This window comes from Achromobacter sp. EB05, assembly GCF_044232075.1.
Lineage (GTDB): Bacteria > Pseudomonadota > Gammaproteobacteria > Burkholderiales > Burkholderiaceae_B > Achromobacter > Achromobacter dolens.
In genome coordinates this window covers 5,207,319-5,221,174 of record NZ_CP155917.1, presented here as the reverse complement: position 1 = coordinate 5,221,174, position 13,856 = coordinate 5,207,319, and the positions used below count along the sequence as shown (strand labels likewise).

Genomic DNA, 13,856 nt, shown 5'->3' with positions numbered 1-13,856 from the left:
CGCCGTCAGCGTGGCGCGCCCGGCGTCTCGGCCCGCAGCGGCGGCGGCTCGAAGGCCCGCACCGCCGGCGCCTCGCCGTGCCAGCGTTCCACCTGCACCAGCACCGACAGCGCGCTCGGGCCCTGCGCCAGCCGCGACGTGCCCACGTCCACCGTCAGCACGTTGGGATTGCCATGACGCTCCAGCGCATCGTCCTGTGGATCGAACCAGGCGCCCGTGGGCATCACCACCACGCCGCGCAGCAGGTCGGCGCTGAGTTGCGCGCCGCCGAGGCAGGCGCCGCGATCATTGAAAAGGCGCACCACATCGCCCTGCGCGATGCCGCGTTCGGCGGCATCGTCGGGATGCAGCAGCACCGCCTCGCGCCCGGCGACCTTGTTGGCGCGGGTGGCCGGCGCCGGGTCGAGCTGCGAGTGCAGCCGGTCGGCGGGCTGGCAGGTGACCAGGTGCAGCGGCCAGCGCGCGGCGCGCTCGGCGCCCAGCCATTCCACCGGCGGCAGCCAGGCCGGATGCGGCGGACAGTCGTCGTAGCCGAATTCGGCGATGGCCGCGCTGTGCAGTTCGAGCCGACCGGAACGGGTCTTGAGCGGATGCGCGGCGGGGTCTGCACGGAACTGCTCGAACAGCACGAAGTCGCGCGCCGGCGGCGGCAGCGCGACGTGGCCGCGTTCCCAGAATTCGTCGAAGGCCGGCAGCGTCAGTTGCGCCGCTTCCCAGGCCGGCCGCATCTGTTCGTAGATGTGGCGGATCCAGGTCATTTCGTCGCGGCCTTCGGTGAAGGCGTGCTCGAAGCCGCCGCGCGCGGCCAGTTCGCGGTAGATGTCGAAGTCGTTGCGGCTGTGGCCCACCGGCGCCAGCGCCTGCCGCATCGCCAGCAGGTAACGGTCGCGCGACGAGCCACCGATGTCGTTGCGTTCCAGCGTGGTGGTGGCCGGCAGCACGATGTCGGCGCGGCGCGCGGTCGGCGTCCACCATGGCTCGTGCACGATGATGGTCTCGGGCCGCGCCCAGGCCCGCATCAGCCGGTTCAGGTCCTGGTGGTGATGGAACGGATTGCCGCCGGCCCAGTAGACCAGGCGGATGTCCGGATAGATGCCGGTCCTGCCGTTGAACTCGTACGGCTCGCCCGGCTGCAGCAGCATGTCGGTCAGGCGCGCCACCGGGATCGACACGCCGGCAGGATTGCGGCCCGCGCGCATCTCCGGCGCGGGCAGGTCGGGGCGCGGATTGCCGGCGCCGTTCATCGAGCCATGGCCGAAGGCGAAACCGCCGCCAGGCAGGCCGATCTGGCCCAGCAGGGCGGCCAGCGCCACGCTGCCCCAGTACGGCTGTTCGCCGCGATGGCCGCGCTGCAGCGACCACGAGCACGACAGCAGCGTGCGGGTGCCGGCCGCGTCCCGCGCCAGCGCGCGGATGGTATCGGCCGGCACGCCGCAGATGCGCGCGGCCCAGGCAGCGTCCTTGGGCTGGCCGTCGGCGCGGCCCAGCAGGTAGTTGGCGTACTGCTCGAAGCCATTGCAGCAGCGGGCCAGGAAGTCGCGGTCGTGGCGGCCCTCGGCCAGCAGGGTGTGGGCCATGCCCAGCATCATCGCGGCATCGGTGTTGGGACGGATGGGGATCCATTCGGCCGCCAGCGCCGCCGGCGCGTCGCCGCGCGTGGGGCTGACAACCACGGTGCGTATGCCGGCCTGGCGCGCCCGCGCCAGCCAGCCGGGGGCGCTGTGGTCGCCCGCGCCGCCCGAGGCGATCTGGGTGTTGCGCAGCGGGATGCCGCCGAACGCGATCAGCAGCCGGGTGTGCCCGACCACGCTGTTCCAGTCGGTGATGCGGCCGGTCACGGGCGCGTAGGTGCCGATGATGTGCGGCAGCAGGAATTGCGCCGCGCCCCAACTGTAGTTGCCCGACTGGTCGACGCAGCCGCCGCCGGCGTACAGGAAGCGGTGCGTCAGCGTGCGGGCGTGGTGCAGCCGTCCGGCGGAGGACCAGCCATACGAGCCGCCGAAGATGGCGGTCGGGCCATGCTGCGCGCGCACCCGTTGCAATTCGTCGTGCACCAGCGCCAGCGCGGTGTCCCAATCGACCTCCACATAGCCGTCGACGCCACGCAGCTCGGGCGCGCCGCGATGCCTGAGCCAACTGGCGCGCACGGCGGGGCGGGCGATGCGCAGCGGCGAATGCACCATATCGGGCATCGTGTGGATAAGCGGGGACGGGGCCTGGTCATGCGCGAACGGCTCACAGCCCACGACACGGCCTTCGCGCACCAGCGCGGTGTACGCGCCCCAGTGGGACAGGGACGGATAACGAAAGATCGCTTCGGACATGCGGGGGGCGCCGTGAAAAGCGTATTGTTATGGAAATCTTCATAACTTAACGGCATTGCCTTAGAAATTCTTTGTCTTTCAGGCCCTGCAAAAGTGTGGAAAATAGAAAAATTTTCGGGGCCGCTCTTCCTATACTGCGAAAGCAACAAGGGGAATGGTCAGGTGCAGGCGCCAACGACCGCGCGCCAACCTGGCCTTTTTTGATTGGGCAGTCCTTCCGCATGTGGAGCAGGTCATGAGCAAAATGAAAATCCAGGGGTCCTTCGTCGCCATCGTCACGCCGTTCAATCGCGACGGCAGCGTCGATTTCAGCGCCTTCCGCACTCTGTTGAAGTTCCAGGAAGACAACGGCACCGCCGCCGTGCTGATCATGGGCTCCACGGGAGAGGTCTCGATGCTGTCGCCCGAAGAGCGGCGCCAGGTGATCGTCGAGACGGCCAAGATGAAGACCGGCAAGATGAAGCTGTTCTACGGCTGCACCGGCAACAACACCGACTCCACCATCGACTACCTGAAGTTCGCGCACGCCAACGGCGCCGACGGCGCGATCCTGGCCGCGCCCGCCTACATCTGCGCATCCGAGGCCGACACCGAGGCCTATTTCCTCGAAGTGGCCGACGCCACCGACCTGCCCCTGGGCATCTACAACAACCCGCCGCGGGTCAAGAGCGACCTGCATTGGGACCAACTGCTGCGCATCTTCAAGCACCCCAACTACGTGGTGCACAAGGAATCGACCACCCGCGTCGGCCAGGTGGCGCAGGTGCTGCGCGGCCGTCCCGACGTGTCGGTGATGTGCTGCGACTCGCCCAACCTGGGCCTGGTCGTGCCCACCATGAGCCTGGGCGGCCACGGCACCGCCAACATGACCGGCAACATCGCGCCCGCGGAGATGGCCGACATCTCGCGTCCGTGGGACACGCCGGACGTGTCGGTCAGCTTCCGCGAAGGCTACCTGGGCCTGCTGCCGATGCTGCACTACTCGTATTCAGCCATCAACCCGGTCGCCATCAAGTCGCTGATGAAGGCGGTGGGCCTGCCGGTCGGCGACCTGCGCCGGCCGCTGCGCGGCCTGGAGGGCGACGCGCTGGCCAAGGGCCTGCGCATCGTGCGCGAGCTGGGGCTGGACGCCAAGTACGGCTTCAGCTCCGCCCAGCTCAAGGCGGCCTGATTCCCCTGTTCCGGCGGCAATAGCCGCCGGATGCATTTTGACGATCCACGACATGGCGGCCGCGAGCGTCGCGGCCGGTGGCGTGGTCGGCCCCTGCGCGTCCGGAATGGACGCGCCATCGCCAAGAGAGACCCATCATGTTCCGTTCGCCGTCCCGTCCCGCGCCGTTCACCCGGCTGCTCGCCACCGCCTTGACGGTCGTGGGCGTCACCTGCGGCGCCAGCGCGCTGGCCGCCGATGCCGCCGGCTATCCGCAACGCCCGATCACGCTGGTGGTGCCGCATCCGCCGGGCGGCTCGGTCGACGGCGTGGCCCGCCTGTATGCCGAGCAACTGGGCAAGGAGCTGGGCCAGTCGATCGTGGTGGAAAACCGCGCCGGCGCGTCGGGCATGATCGGCGCGGCCTACGTCGCGCGGGCCGCGCCGGACGGCTACACGCTGTACCTGAACGCGTCCATCCACGCCATCAATCCGCTGCTGTACAAGAAGACCATCAAGTTCGACTCGGTCAAGGATTTCACGCCGATCAGCGAACTGGCGCAGGGCGCGCTGATCTTCAGCGTCTATCCCAAGGTGCCGGCCGAGAACGTGGGCGACCTGGTCAAGCTGCTCAAGGCCGAACCGCAGAAGTACTCCTTCGCCACTTCCGGCTTCGGCTCGGCCGGGCACCTGGCCGCGGCCTCGTTCCTGCATGACAACGGCCTGGACCAGATTCCCATCGTGCTCTATCGCGGCGGCGGTCCGGCGCTGTCCGATCTGGTCGGCGGCCAGGTGCAGGGCCTGATCGATCCGATGCTGTCGTCGCTGCCGATGGTGCGCGCCGGCAAGCTCAAGGCGCTGGCCGTGACCGGCGCCGCGCGCAGTCCGCTGCTGCCCGATCTGGCGACCATGAAGGAGCAGGGCCAGAAGAACTTCGAGTTCTATTCCTGGTATGGCGTGTGGGGCCCGGCCAAGCTGCCCGAGCCGGTGCTGCGCAAGCTGGAGGCGGCTTCGGCCAAGGTGATGGCCAATCCCAGGATCGTCGAGCAGCTCAATGGCCTGGGGTTCGAACCGTCGGTGAAGAATTCGGCGGCCTTTGCCAAGTTCATCGACGCCGAGATGAAGCGCTACCAAGTCATCATCGACCAGGCCAACATCCGCATCACCGAATGACGCGAACCACTGATCCGGCCCCCGCGCCGCGGGGGCCGTGGCGTCAGGGCGCGGCCACGCGCGGCTTGAGCGTCGCGGCCAGCGCCACCAGCAGCAACAGGCTGGCGGCCACCACATAAGGCATCCAGGGGCGCACGCCATACAGCAGCGTGCATACCAGCGGCGCCACCACCATCGCCATGCCCTGCACCGCGACCACCGAGCCGGCGGCGATGCCTTGCTCGTCGGCGGTCACGGCATTGGCCGCCAAGGTCTGGATCGAGGGGAACACCAGGCCCATGCCGGCCGCCATGACGGCGTAGCACGCCACCAGCCCCGCGGTGCCGCCCAGCACCGGCACCAGCAGAAAGCCGATGCCCGACAGCAGCGCGCCGCCCGCCAGGCAGCGCGCCGCGTTCATCCGGCGCGCCTTGGCCAGCCCCACCTGCACCAGGATCAGCATGACGCCGACGGTGGTCATGGCCCAGCCCGCCGTCCGCGCGGCCGGGCCGGGCGCCTGGCGCAGCGCGTCCATGGCGTAGAAGCCGACGATCATCTGCGCGGTGATGACCGCGCTCATGGCCAGCAACATCGCGGCCAGCGGCAGGCGCAAGCGCCTGTCGCTCAGTTTCAGCGGCGGCGTGGCGCGCGGTTCGTGCGCGGCATCGGACGGCAGCTTCGCGGCCAGCCACAGCGTGCCCAGCAGCGGCAGCGCGGCGGCGATGTAGAGCGGCAGGGTCAGGCTGTCCTTGACCAGCAGGCCGCCGATGGCCGGCCCCAGCACCATGCCCAGGCCGTTGGCCGCGCCCAGTCTGGCCATCATGGCGCCGCGTTGGTCCGGCGCGGTGATGTCGGCGATGCGAGCCGCGCTGACGGTGGGCATGGCGGCGTAGAAGGCGCCGATCAGCGCGCGCAGCGCCATCAGGGCCAGCAGCGCCAGCCACACCGGCGGCGGCTCGCGCAGCATCAGGTCCAGGCCCACGGCCAGCAGCAGGTAGCTGACGATATAGCCGGCGGCGGCGCGCAGCAGCACGCGGCGGCGGCCGATGCGGTCGCTGCGGCCGCCCCAATAGCGCGCCATCAGCATCCACAGCACGCCGGCCACGGTGACCACCAGGCCGCCATGCCATTCGGCCAGCCGCAGGCCGCGCACCACCGGGCCGATCACGGGCATGAAGGCCATGATTGCGGTCAGGCACAAGGTGTTGAAGACGAACAGGGCGGCGGCCTCGTTCGGGCGGCGGGCGGTGTCTGGCAAAGGCGGCATGGGAGGCTTGATGCGGATGAAAATTGTTATCATCCAGGCCAGGCGGCGGCCGCGCTAGCGAATCCGCGCCGGAAATTGCGGAATTGGAACAAAATGGCCTCTCAGCCCCGTCCTGCCCCGGACCGCCGCGCGCCCCTTACCGCGCAGGACCTGCTGCGCCTGCTGCCGCCGGATTGGCTCAGGATCCGCACCCAGCACGAGCTGCCGGGCGGCATCTCGATCGGCTGCCTCGACGGCCGGCCCGAGTCCGACTGGGCCGCCAGCGGCGCGGCCGAATCCAGCGTCGGCGTGGCGATCGTGCTGGAAGGCCAGTTCGGGGTGGGCTTCGAGGGCGGCGCGGCCCTGCGCATCCAGCCGGGCAGCGTCATCCTGCACGGCACGGCCGAGCCGGTGCCCGGATGGGACGAATTCAAGGGCCGCCACAATATCCGCGCCGTCGACATCCGTTTTTTCAGCGACACCGTGCGCGCCCTGTGGCGGCGCACCTTGCGACAGGTGCCGCCCGCCGCGTTCGCGGCCGACGGCAGCGTGCCGGCGCGTGACGCGCAGTTGGCGACGCTGCCGCTGTGGCCGGGACTGGCGCGCGTGGCCGGCGAGATCCTGGCCTGGAACCAGGACCGTGGCGAGATCGCCGCCCTATATCTGCAAGGCAAGGCCCAGGAGGCCCTGGCCCTGACCCTGGCGCACCTGGCCGGCCGCGCCGTGGCCGACTTGCCGCCGCCGGCCGACCGCAAGCGGCTGGCCGAGGCCCATCGCCGCATCCAGCACGAATACGCCGATTGCCGCGGCGTTCGGCAACTGGCGCAAGCCGTGGGCCTGAGCGAAAAGCGGCTGCAGGCCGGCTTCATGTCGCTCTACGGACAATCGGTGCATGGCTGCCTGCTGCAAGCGCGGATGGAGGCGGCCGCCGGCCTGTTGCGGCGCGGCTGCTCGGTCACCGAAACCGCCTACAGCATCGGCTTTTCCAGCCTCAGCCATTTCATCAAGGCCTTCAAGGCGCACCGCGGGGCCACCCCCAAGGCCTGGCTGCGCGGCGCCGCGCAGTAGCCGCGCGCCTTGGGGGGTAGCGGCAATACCGGTATCGCGGCTGGCCTTGCTGCGGGGGGCGAGGCTGGCAACAATCCCGGTTCCACGACTTCCCGCCCGACAGCGCAAGGCTTGCCCCCATGACTTCCCCCACGACCCCGGATCGCGTCGGCGCCGCCGCGCCGGCCGAGAACATCCACTGGCGCCGCAACCTGGCCGTCTGTTTCGCCGGCTCGTTCAGCACCATCGTGGCGATGACGCTGCTGCTGCCGTTCCTGCCGCTGTACGTGGAAGAGCTGGGCGTGCAGGGCCATGCCGCCATCGTGCAGTGGTCGGGCGTGGCCTACGGCGCCACCTTCTTCGCCGCGGCATTGGTCGCGCCATTGTGGGGCCGGCTGGGCGACCGCTACGGACGCAAGCTGATGCTGGTGCGCGCCTCGTTCGGCATGGCGGTCTGCATGTCGCTGACCGGCATGGTGCAGAACGCGTGGCAACTGGTGCTGCTGCGGCTGCTGGTGGGCCTGGCCGGCGGCTACGCGTCGGGTTCGACCATCCTGGTGGCAATGCAGGCGCCCAAGGCGCGCTCGGGTTGGGCGCTGGGCGTACTGTCGGCCGGCATCATGGCGGGCAACCTCGTGGGGCCGTTGATTGGCGGCGCGCTGCCGCCGCTGATCGGCATCCGCGCCACGTTCCTGCTGGCGGGCAGCGTCATCTTCCTGGCGTTCCTGGCCACCGTCTTCCTCATCAAGGAAATGCCGCGCCCGCCCAAGGCGGCCGGGCAGGGCGGCCAGCGCCGCGGCGGCTGGGCGCAGATCCCCGACAAGCGGCCGGTGGCCGCGATGCTGGCGACCGGCATGCTGCTGATGTTCGCCACCATGTCGATCGAACCCATCATCACGGTATACGTGGGCCAGTTGGTGGAGGATCCGGCCCGCGTCACGCTGGTGTCCGGGGTGGTCATGTCGGCGGCGGCGCTGGGGGCGATCCTGTCGGCCTCGCGACTGGGCCGGCTGGCCGATCGCGTGGGCCACTGGACGGTGATCGTCGGCGCGCTGGCCGTGGCCGCGCTGCTGCTGATTCCGCAGGCTTTCGTCACCGCCGGGTGGCAACTGGTGGCGCTGCGTTTCCTGATGGGCCTGGCGCTGGGCGGGCTGCTGCCGTGCGTCACCAGCGTGATCCGTCACAACGTGCCCGACGGCGTTGGCGGCAATGTGCTGGGCATGTCGATTTCGGCCCAGTACGCGGGCCAGGTGGCGGGCCCGTTGCTGGGCGGTTTCATCGGCGGGCATTTCGGCATGCCCGCCGTCTTCCTGGGCACCGCGGTGCTGCTGGCGGCGGGCGCCGTGGCCAATGGCGTGTTGCGCGCGCGTCATCAGCGCGCGCTGGCCGAGGCGTAGCCGTCGCGCGGCTTGCGTGCGTCGATGGCATGACGGGACGCAACGCGCTCGGCCGCGTCAGAACCCGGCCGAGCGCGGATCCATGACGTGGTCGATCAAGCCCCATTGCACGGCTTCCTCGGCGCTCATGTAGCGGTCGCGGTCCAGGCTGCGCTCGACGTCGTCGTAGTCGCGCCCGCAGTGCTCGGCATACAGGCGGATGATGCGCTGCTTGGTGCGCTGCATTTCCTCGGCGTGGATCAGCATGTCCGAGGCCTGGCCCTGGAAGCCGCCCAGCGGCTGGTGCACGTGCAGACTGGCGTTGGCCAGCGCGGCGCGATGACCGGGCTCGCCGGCCATCAGCAGGAACGACCCCATCGAGCGCGCGGTGCCCATGCAAAGGGTGTGAACCGGCGACTTGATGAACTGCATGGTGTCGTACATGGCCAGCCCGCTGGTGATGACGCCGCCGGGCGAATTGATGTACAGGTGGATCGGCTTGCCGGGGTTTTCGGCTTCCAGGAACAGCAACTGCGCGCACACCAGGGCCGACACGGCGTCATTGACTTCGCCGCTCAGGAAGATGATGCGTTCGCGCAGCAGGCGCGAATAGATATCGAACGAACGTTCCCCGCGGCCGGACTGTTCCACCACCATCGGGACGAGCTGCATCGTTTCGCTCATGCGCGAACTCCTGTCTTGCATCAAAGGGAAAAAGCGGCGTCAGGCGGCGAGCTTGAGGGCCGGCCAGGCATCGTTGGCCGCCTGCGGCGCGGGCCGCGCCAGCCGCGCATCGTCGGGGGCGTGGACGATGGTCAGGCGGGTGCCGCCGTCGGCGGTGGGGCTGAGCTGGAACGTGACCACGCTTTCCAGGCAGGGCGGCAGCGTGTCGCGCATGCGGTAGCGGACTTCGACGCCGGGTGTCGCGGCCAGCGGCTCAGGATCGGCCAGCGCGCTGGCCGGCAGCCACTGCTCGCGCAAGGCGGGAATGCTGAGGGCGCGCCAGACCTTCTCGGGCGGCGCGTCCAGCTCATAGTCGAGCACGATTGCCGTGTCCTGCGGGGCGGAGGCCGTGTGGGTCATTGGTCCATGTCCTTGAGCAGCGTTTTCAGGGCGTCGACCCGCGCCGGCCACCAGGCGCGGTACTTCGACAGCCAGCCGGCGATCAGCGCCAGCCCGTCCGGGTCGACCTGGTAGTTGACGAAACGTCCCTGGCGTTCCTCGCGCACCAGCCGCGCCTGGCGCAGCACCGCGAGGTGCTGCGAGACCGCGGGCTGGCTGATGTCCAGGCCCTCGCGCAGCGCGCTGGCGTTCATGGCGCCCGCCGCGAGCTTGTCGAACAGCGCGCGGCGGGTCGGGTCGGCCAGGGCCTTGAAGATGTCGTTTTCGATCATGGCAACACATTAGCAGTTGCTTATGTGTTGTGCAAGCCCCGGGGAGCACGGCGGCCAGGATCGCCGCGGCCCGCGTCTCAGTGGAGGGTGCGGGCCGCCTTGCGGGCGCGCTTGATCTCGTACATGCGGGCATCGGCCAGGCGCACGGCTTCCTCGGCCGCCAGGCCGCGCGGATCGAGCGCCACCACGCCGACGCTGGCGCCTTCGTAGGTCAGGGTGATGTCGCCGAACGGGTAGCGGCCGACGGTGGCGGCGGCGGCCCGATCTTCCAGCGAGCGGGCGGCTTCCTCGGCGTCGCCGCGCTCGGCCTCGTGGCCCGGCGCCGCGTCGCCGCGCGCCAGCGCGGGGCCCGGGCCGACCAGCACGAATTCGTCGCCGCCCAATCGCCCGACCATGTCGGAGGCGCGCAGCGCCATCGCCAGGCGCCGCGAGACCTCCTGCAGGAAGGCGTCGCCCGACTGGTGGCCGTAGGTGTCGTTGATGCCCTTGAAGCCGTCCAGGTCCACCACGCCCACCAGCACGCTGCCGCCTTCGCGCAGCGCGCGGCCGCGCAGGCGCTCCAGTTCCTCGTACAGCGCGCGCCGGTTGGGCAGGCCGGTCAGGGGATCGGTCAGCGCGTAGGCCATCAGCTTGGTGTTGGCGGTGCGCAGCTCGGCCACCAGTTGTTCGCGTTCCAGGAAGTTGGCGATCACGCTGGAGAACAGGCGCATGATTTCCTCGGCCTGCGGCGCGATGTCCCGGCGGCGGGCGCTGGCGCCGCACAGGGTGCCCAGCAGCAGGCCGTCGTCGGTGCGGATCGGGGTGCTGACGTAGGTCTGGATGCCAAGCTGGCGCGCCGCGTCGGAGTCGGGCCAGCAGGCGCCGACGTCGCTGGTGGACATGCGGCCTTCTTCCAGCGCGCGCTTGCACAGCGTGTCCGACCAGGGCACCGACAGACCTTCCGGAATCTGCAGCGCGCCGACGTTGCGCGCGTAGCGCACGTGCTGCTGGTCCTGGTCCGGATCGATCGAGGTGAGATAGGTGGATTCCAGGCCGGTGACGGCTCCGAGCATATCCAGAAGGGGGCGCGTCAACTGTTCGACCGACTTGGCCGCCTGTAGAGACGCCGACAGTTCGGCGAGTATCGGGTCCAAAGAAAGCTCCCAGAAAAACACTGACGCATCGACGCCGGCCCCGGGTCCTCGGCCCAGGGAGCGGCCTTGTCGACATTATGCCCGCGCTGTTTCCCTAAAGTCCTATGTTGCACTGCCGTAAGCCAGGATGGCGCGGACGCTTGCGTCGTCGCGTACCTGGATACCCGTGCCCCCCGGCATGGGCAGTTGCAGTAAGAAGACAAGCATGAAAATCACCTCGTTGCGCAACAGGATCCTGTTGATCACCTGTTTCACCGTCATCGGCGCGCTGGTGCTCTCGGGCATTGCGATCTATCACATTGTGCGCGACAACATGATGGCGACCATCTCCGCGGACCTGGACGCCATCGCCGCCGGCAACGCCAGCGCCATCGAACGCTGGTCGGCCGACAAGGCCCTGGCGGTATCGGCCACCGCCGCGGTGGTGGAAAAGGGCGATCCGCGCGGCCTGACCAAGCTCATGGGCGCCACCAACGGCTTTCCCATCACCAGCATAGGCTGGTCCGACAAGAGTTACTTCTCGACCGCGCAGACGCCGCCCGACTACGACCCCACCGCGCGCCCCTGGTACAAGAGCGCGGTGGCCGCCGGCAAGCTGACCGTGACCAAGCCGTATGGCGATTCCGGCACCGGCAAGCCCTACGTGGCCTTCACCGCGCCGATCGTGCGCGCCGGCGAGACCACCGGCGCCATCAGCGGCGCGGTGGCGCTGGACGGCATCAAGGACGTCATCAAGGCAATCCGGCCCACGCCCTCCAGCACCGCGTTCGTGCTGGCCACCGACGGCCAGGTGATTTCGCACGTCGATGACAAGCTGGCGCTCAAGCCGTCCACCGACGTGGCCGCCGGCCTGACGCCGGCCGTGCTGGCGAGCATGGCGCAAGAGGGCGCGACGCCGCTGGCGCTGCGCCTGGGCGGCGTGCCCAAGCTGCTCAAGGCGCGTCCCATCGCCGGCACCGACTGGTTCCTGGTGATCGCGCTGGACGAGGCCGAGGCCACCGCCGGCCTGTCGCAGGTCTTCAATGCCACGCTGATCTCGATGGTGGTGCTGACGCTGGTCGCGGCGCTGCTCGCGAGCGTGGTGACTTCGCGCGCCTTCAAGCGCCTGTCGGCGGTGCGCGACGCCATGGACACCATCGGCTCGGGCGACGGCGACATGACGCATCGGCTGGCGGTTGTCGGGCACGACGAAGTGGCGCAGATCTCTTCCTCGTTCAACGCCTTCGTCGACAAGATCAGCCATGTCATGCTGGACGTGCGCAACGGCGTGCACTCGATGACCTCGGCCACGCGCGAGATCGAGATGGGCAACCGCGACCTGTCGCAACGCACCGAAGTGTCCGCCGGCTCGTTGCAGGAGACCTCGTCGGCGCTGACCGAGCTGACCTCCAGCGTGCGCCAGACCGAAGAGGCCGCCGAGCACGCCACGCGCCTGGCAACCGAAGCCAGCCAGGCGGCCGAGCGCGGCGGCCAGGTGGTGACCGACGCGGTCAGCACCATGGGCGCGATCGCGCAGTCGTCCGAGCGCATCACCGAGATCATCAGTGTCATCGACGGCATCGCTTTCCAGACCAACATCCTGGCGCTGAACGCGGCGGTCGAGGCGGCGCGCGCGGGCGAGCAGGGCCGCGGCTTCGCCGTGGTGGCCGGCGAGGTGCGCACGTTGGCGCAACGCAGCGCGGCCTCGGCGCAGGAGATCCGCGCGCTCATCCAGGCGTCGGTGCAGAACGTGCGCAGCGGCACCGAACGGGTCCAGGCGGCCGGCTCGACCATGCAGGAGATCGTTGAAGGCGTGTCGCGCGTTCAGCGTCTTGTCAGCGAGATCCACGGCGCCATGGCCGAGCAGAGCGTGGGCATCAGCCAGATCGACCGCAGCGTGTCGGAGATGGACCAGGCCACGCAACAGAACGCGGCGCTGGTGGAGCAGTCGGCGGCGGCTTCGGCAATGCTGAGCGACCAGGCCGGCGCGCTGGCCGGCACCGTGGCCCTGTTCAAGCTGCGCGGTGATGCGCACGGCGCCGCGCCGCGCATGGCGGCCCTGCCGGCCTGATCCGGCTCGAGCGGCGTGGCGGCGCGTGACGCGCCGTGCGTCCGGGCGCATGGCGGTCCGTCATCCCGAGGGGTGACGGGCCGCGCCGACGTCGCGCAATGCGGCGCGGGTGGCGCCTGCCATGGGGGTGGATACGGCGCTCGCCGTGGCGGACATGGATGCATTGCGCCGACCATTCTTCGTCCCGTTCGCGGACGGCTTTCCTGATCTTTTCGCTGACTCGATCCGCCTTGCCGGAGCCGGCCGCGCACGCGGCTTTCGTCTCTCGAAATAGGGGGTGAGGCCGCGGGCCGTCTTCATTTTGACATCAATTCAGGAACCAGTCAGCTTCATGTCGCTGGACCTACGGGAAAGCGATAACGCATTCACGCGTTCCGGCGCAAAAAGCGAAAGCAGATTGGAAGTGTCGCTCTCTACTATCTGCCGAACTCGTCCGCAGCACCGAAATTTTCAGCGGGAAGACAGGCGGGTAACCAGACCGGTTCGAGAAGCCGGGTGGCAATAACAAGCGAAAAAAACGCAATGCCTGGGAGGGCGCGTCTTATGTACTTTGGCAATAGAAACTTTGTCGCGGGGCTCTTCATGATCGCCTTCGCCCTGCTGTTCGGGCTGGCGGCGTTGAAGTATCAACTGGGTTCGTTCAGCCGGTCGGGGCCTGGCCTGTTCCCGCTCATGGTCAGCTCGCTGCTGGGCGTGATCGGGGTGATCTCGGTGGTGCGTTCGCGCTTCGTGCCGCCCGTGCCGCTGAGCTACAGCATCAAGAACATCGCCATCATCATGCTGAGCCTGTGCGGCTTCGCGGTGGTGTCCGGCCTGATCAACATGATCGTCGGCATCGTCTTCCTGGTGTTCTGCTCGACCTTGGCGGGCACCTCGTATTCGCTGGTGCGCAACGTCAAGATCTCGCTGGGCCTGATTGCGGTGGCGTTCGCCTTCCGCAACCTGCTCGGCCTGAACCTGCCGCTGTTCTGAGGGGAGAGACGCC

The 13,856-nt window shown here is 69.2% G+C and carries 12 protein-coding genes; 6 read left to right on the top strand and 6 right to left on the bottom strand.

The window, feature by feature from the left end:
- Positions 1-5: 5 nt before the first annotated feature.
- Positions 6-2,324 carry a molybdopterin-dependent oxidoreductase gene (locus tag AAID08_RS23900; protein ID WP_064527719.1) on the bottom strand — a complete coding sequence of 773 codons (2,319 nt, stop codon included), beginning with the start codon at positions 2,322-2,324 and terminating at the stop codon, positions 6-8.
- A 235-nt stretch (positions 2,325-2,559) separates the two neighbouring features.
- On the opposite strand from AAID08_RS23900, the gene AAID08_RS23895 reads away from it, so the two are divergent.
- A complete protein-coding gene (locus tag AAID08_RS23895; protein ID WP_054500822.1) occupies positions 2,560-3,495 on the top strand; it encodes a 4-hydroxy-tetrahydrodipicolinate synthase in 936 nt (311 codons plus the stop codon).
- A gap of 137 nt (positions 3,496-3,632) precedes the next feature.
- Positions 3,633-4,646 carry a tripartite tricarboxylate transporter substrate binding protein gene (locus AAID08_RS23890; RefSeq protein WP_054500823.1) on the top strand — a complete coding sequence of 338 codons (1,014 nt, stop codon included), beginning with the start codon at positions 3,633-3,635 and terminating at the stop codon, positions 4,644-4,646.
- A 43-nt stretch (positions 4,647-4,689) separates the two neighbouring features.
- On the opposite strand, the gene AAID08_RS23885 is transcribed toward AAID08_RS23890, so the two are convergent.
- Positions 4,690-5,892 carry an MFS transporter gene (locus AAID08_RS23885; protein ID WP_054500824.1) on the bottom strand — a complete coding sequence of 401 codons (1,203 nt, stop codon included), beginning with the start codon at positions 5,890-5,892 and terminating at the stop codon, positions 4,690-4,692.
- Between the two features lie 93 nt (positions 5,893-5,985).
- Here AAID08_RS23885 and AAID08_RS23880 point away from each other — a divergent pair, with 93 nt between their 5' ends.
- Together AAID08_RS23880 and AAID08_RS23875 are read left to right on the top strand one after the other, a co-directional pair.
- On the top strand, positions 5,986-6,939 hold the full coding sequence (locus tag AAID08_RS23880; RefSeq protein ID WP_054500825.1) for an AraC family transcriptional regulator: 954 nt from the start codon (positions 5,986-5,988) through the stop codon (positions 6,937-6,939).
- A gap of 119 nt (positions 6,940-7,058) precedes the next feature.
- A complete protein-coding gene (locus AAID08_RS23875; protein WP_395756966.1) occupies positions 7,059-8,315 on the top strand; it encodes an MFS transporter in 1,257 nt (418 codons plus the stop codon).
- A 57-nt stretch (positions 8,316-8,372) separates the two neighbouring features.
- On the opposite strand, the gene AAID08_RS23870 is transcribed toward AAID08_RS23875, so the two are convergent.
- From AAID08_RS23870 to AAID08_RS23855, 4 genes are all read right to left on the bottom strand, one after another.
- Positions 8,373-8,978 (bottom strand): ATP-dependent Clp protease proteolytic subunit, encoded by a 606-nt coding sequence (locus AAID08_RS23870; RefSeq protein WP_054500827.1) that lies wholly within the window; start codon positions 8,976-8,978, stop codon positions 8,373-8,375.
- Positions 8,979-9,017: 39 nt separating this feature from the next.
- Positions 9,018-9,377, bottom strand: coding sequence for an SRPBCC domain-containing protein (locus tag AAID08_RS23865; RefSeq protein ID WP_144655434.1), 360 nt, complete (start codon positions 9,375-9,377; stop codon positions 9,018-9,020).
- Positions 9,374-9,688 (bottom strand): helix-turn-helix transcriptional regulator, encoded by a 315-nt coding sequence (locus AAID08_RS23860; RefSeq protein ID WP_054500829.1) that lies wholly within the window; start codon positions 9,686-9,688, stop codon positions 9,374-9,376. Before AAID08_RS23860 ends, AAID08_RS23865 begins: the two co-directional genes overlap by 4 nt.
- Positions 9,689-9,765: 77 nt before the next feature.
- Positions 9,766-10,821: a sensor domain-containing diguanylate cyclase gene (locus AAID08_RS23855; RefSeq protein ID WP_081273626.1), complete on the bottom strand. Its 1,056-nt coding sequence runs from the start codon at positions 10,819-10,821 to the stop codon at positions 9,766-9,768.
- Positions 10,822-11,026: 205 nt separating this feature from the next.
- Here AAID08_RS23855 and AAID08_RS23850 point away from each other — a divergent pair, with 205 nt between their 5' ends.
- Together AAID08_RS23850 and AAID08_RS23845 are read left to right on the top strand one after the other, a co-directional pair.
- Positions 11,027-12,871 (top strand): methyl-accepting chemotaxis protein, encoded by a 1,845-nt coding sequence (locus AAID08_RS23850; protein WP_064527727.1) that lies wholly within the window; start codon positions 11,027-11,029, stop codon positions 12,869-12,871.
- Between the two features lie 582 nt (positions 12,872-13,453).
- Complete coding sequence (locus tag AAID08_RS23845) at positions 13,454-13,843, top strand: tripartite tricarboxylate transporter TctB family protein (RefSeq protein WP_231133048.1); 390 nt, start codon at positions 13,454-13,456, stop codon at positions 13,841-13,843.
- Positions 13,844-13,856: the final 13 nt, after the last annotated feature.

Coding starts and splice junctions, on each gene's coding strand:
- AAID08_RS23900 (WP_064527719.1), bottom strand. CDS start 2,324: ATGTCCGAAGCGATCTTTCGTTATCCGTCCCTGTCCCACTGGGGCGCG.
- AAID08_RS23895 (WP_054500822.1), top strand. CDS start 2,560: ATGAGCAAAATGAAAATCCAGGGGTCCTTCGTCGCCATCGTCACGCCG.
- AAID08_RS23890 (WP_054500823.1), top strand. CDS start 3,633: ATGTTCCGTTCGCCGTCCCGTCCCGCGCCGTTCACCCGGCTGCTCGCC.
- AAID08_RS23885 (WP_054500824.1), bottom strand. CDS start 5,892: ATGCCGCCTTTGCCAGACACCGCCCGCCGCCCGAACGAGGCCGCCGCC.
- AAID08_RS23880 (WP_054500825.1), top strand. CDS start 5,986: ATGGCCTCTCAGCCCCGTCCTGCCCCGGACCGCCGCGCGCCCCTTACC.
- AAID08_RS23875 (WP_395756966.1), top strand. CDS start 7,059: ATGACTTCCCCCACGACCCCGGATCGCGTCGGCGCCGCCGCGCCGGCC.
- AAID08_RS23870 (WP_054500827.1), bottom strand. CDS start 8,978: ATGAGCGAAACGATGCAGCTCGTCCCGATGGTGGTGGAACAGTCCGGC.
- AAID08_RS23865 (WP_144655434.1), bottom strand. CDS start 9,377: ATGACCCACACGGCCTCCGCCCCGCAGGACACGGCAATCGTGCTCGAC.
- AAID08_RS23860 (WP_054500829.1), bottom strand. CDS start 9,688: ATGATCGAAAACGACATCTTCAAGGCCCTGGCCGACCCGACCCGCCGC.
- AAID08_RS23850 (WP_064527727.1), top strand. CDS start 11,027: ATGAAAATCACCTCGTTGCGCAACAGGATCCTGTTGATCACCTGTTTC.
- AAID08_RS23845 (WP_231133048.1), top strand. CDS start 13,454: ATGATCGCCTTCGCCCTGCTGTTCGGGCTGGCGGCGTTGAAGTATCAA.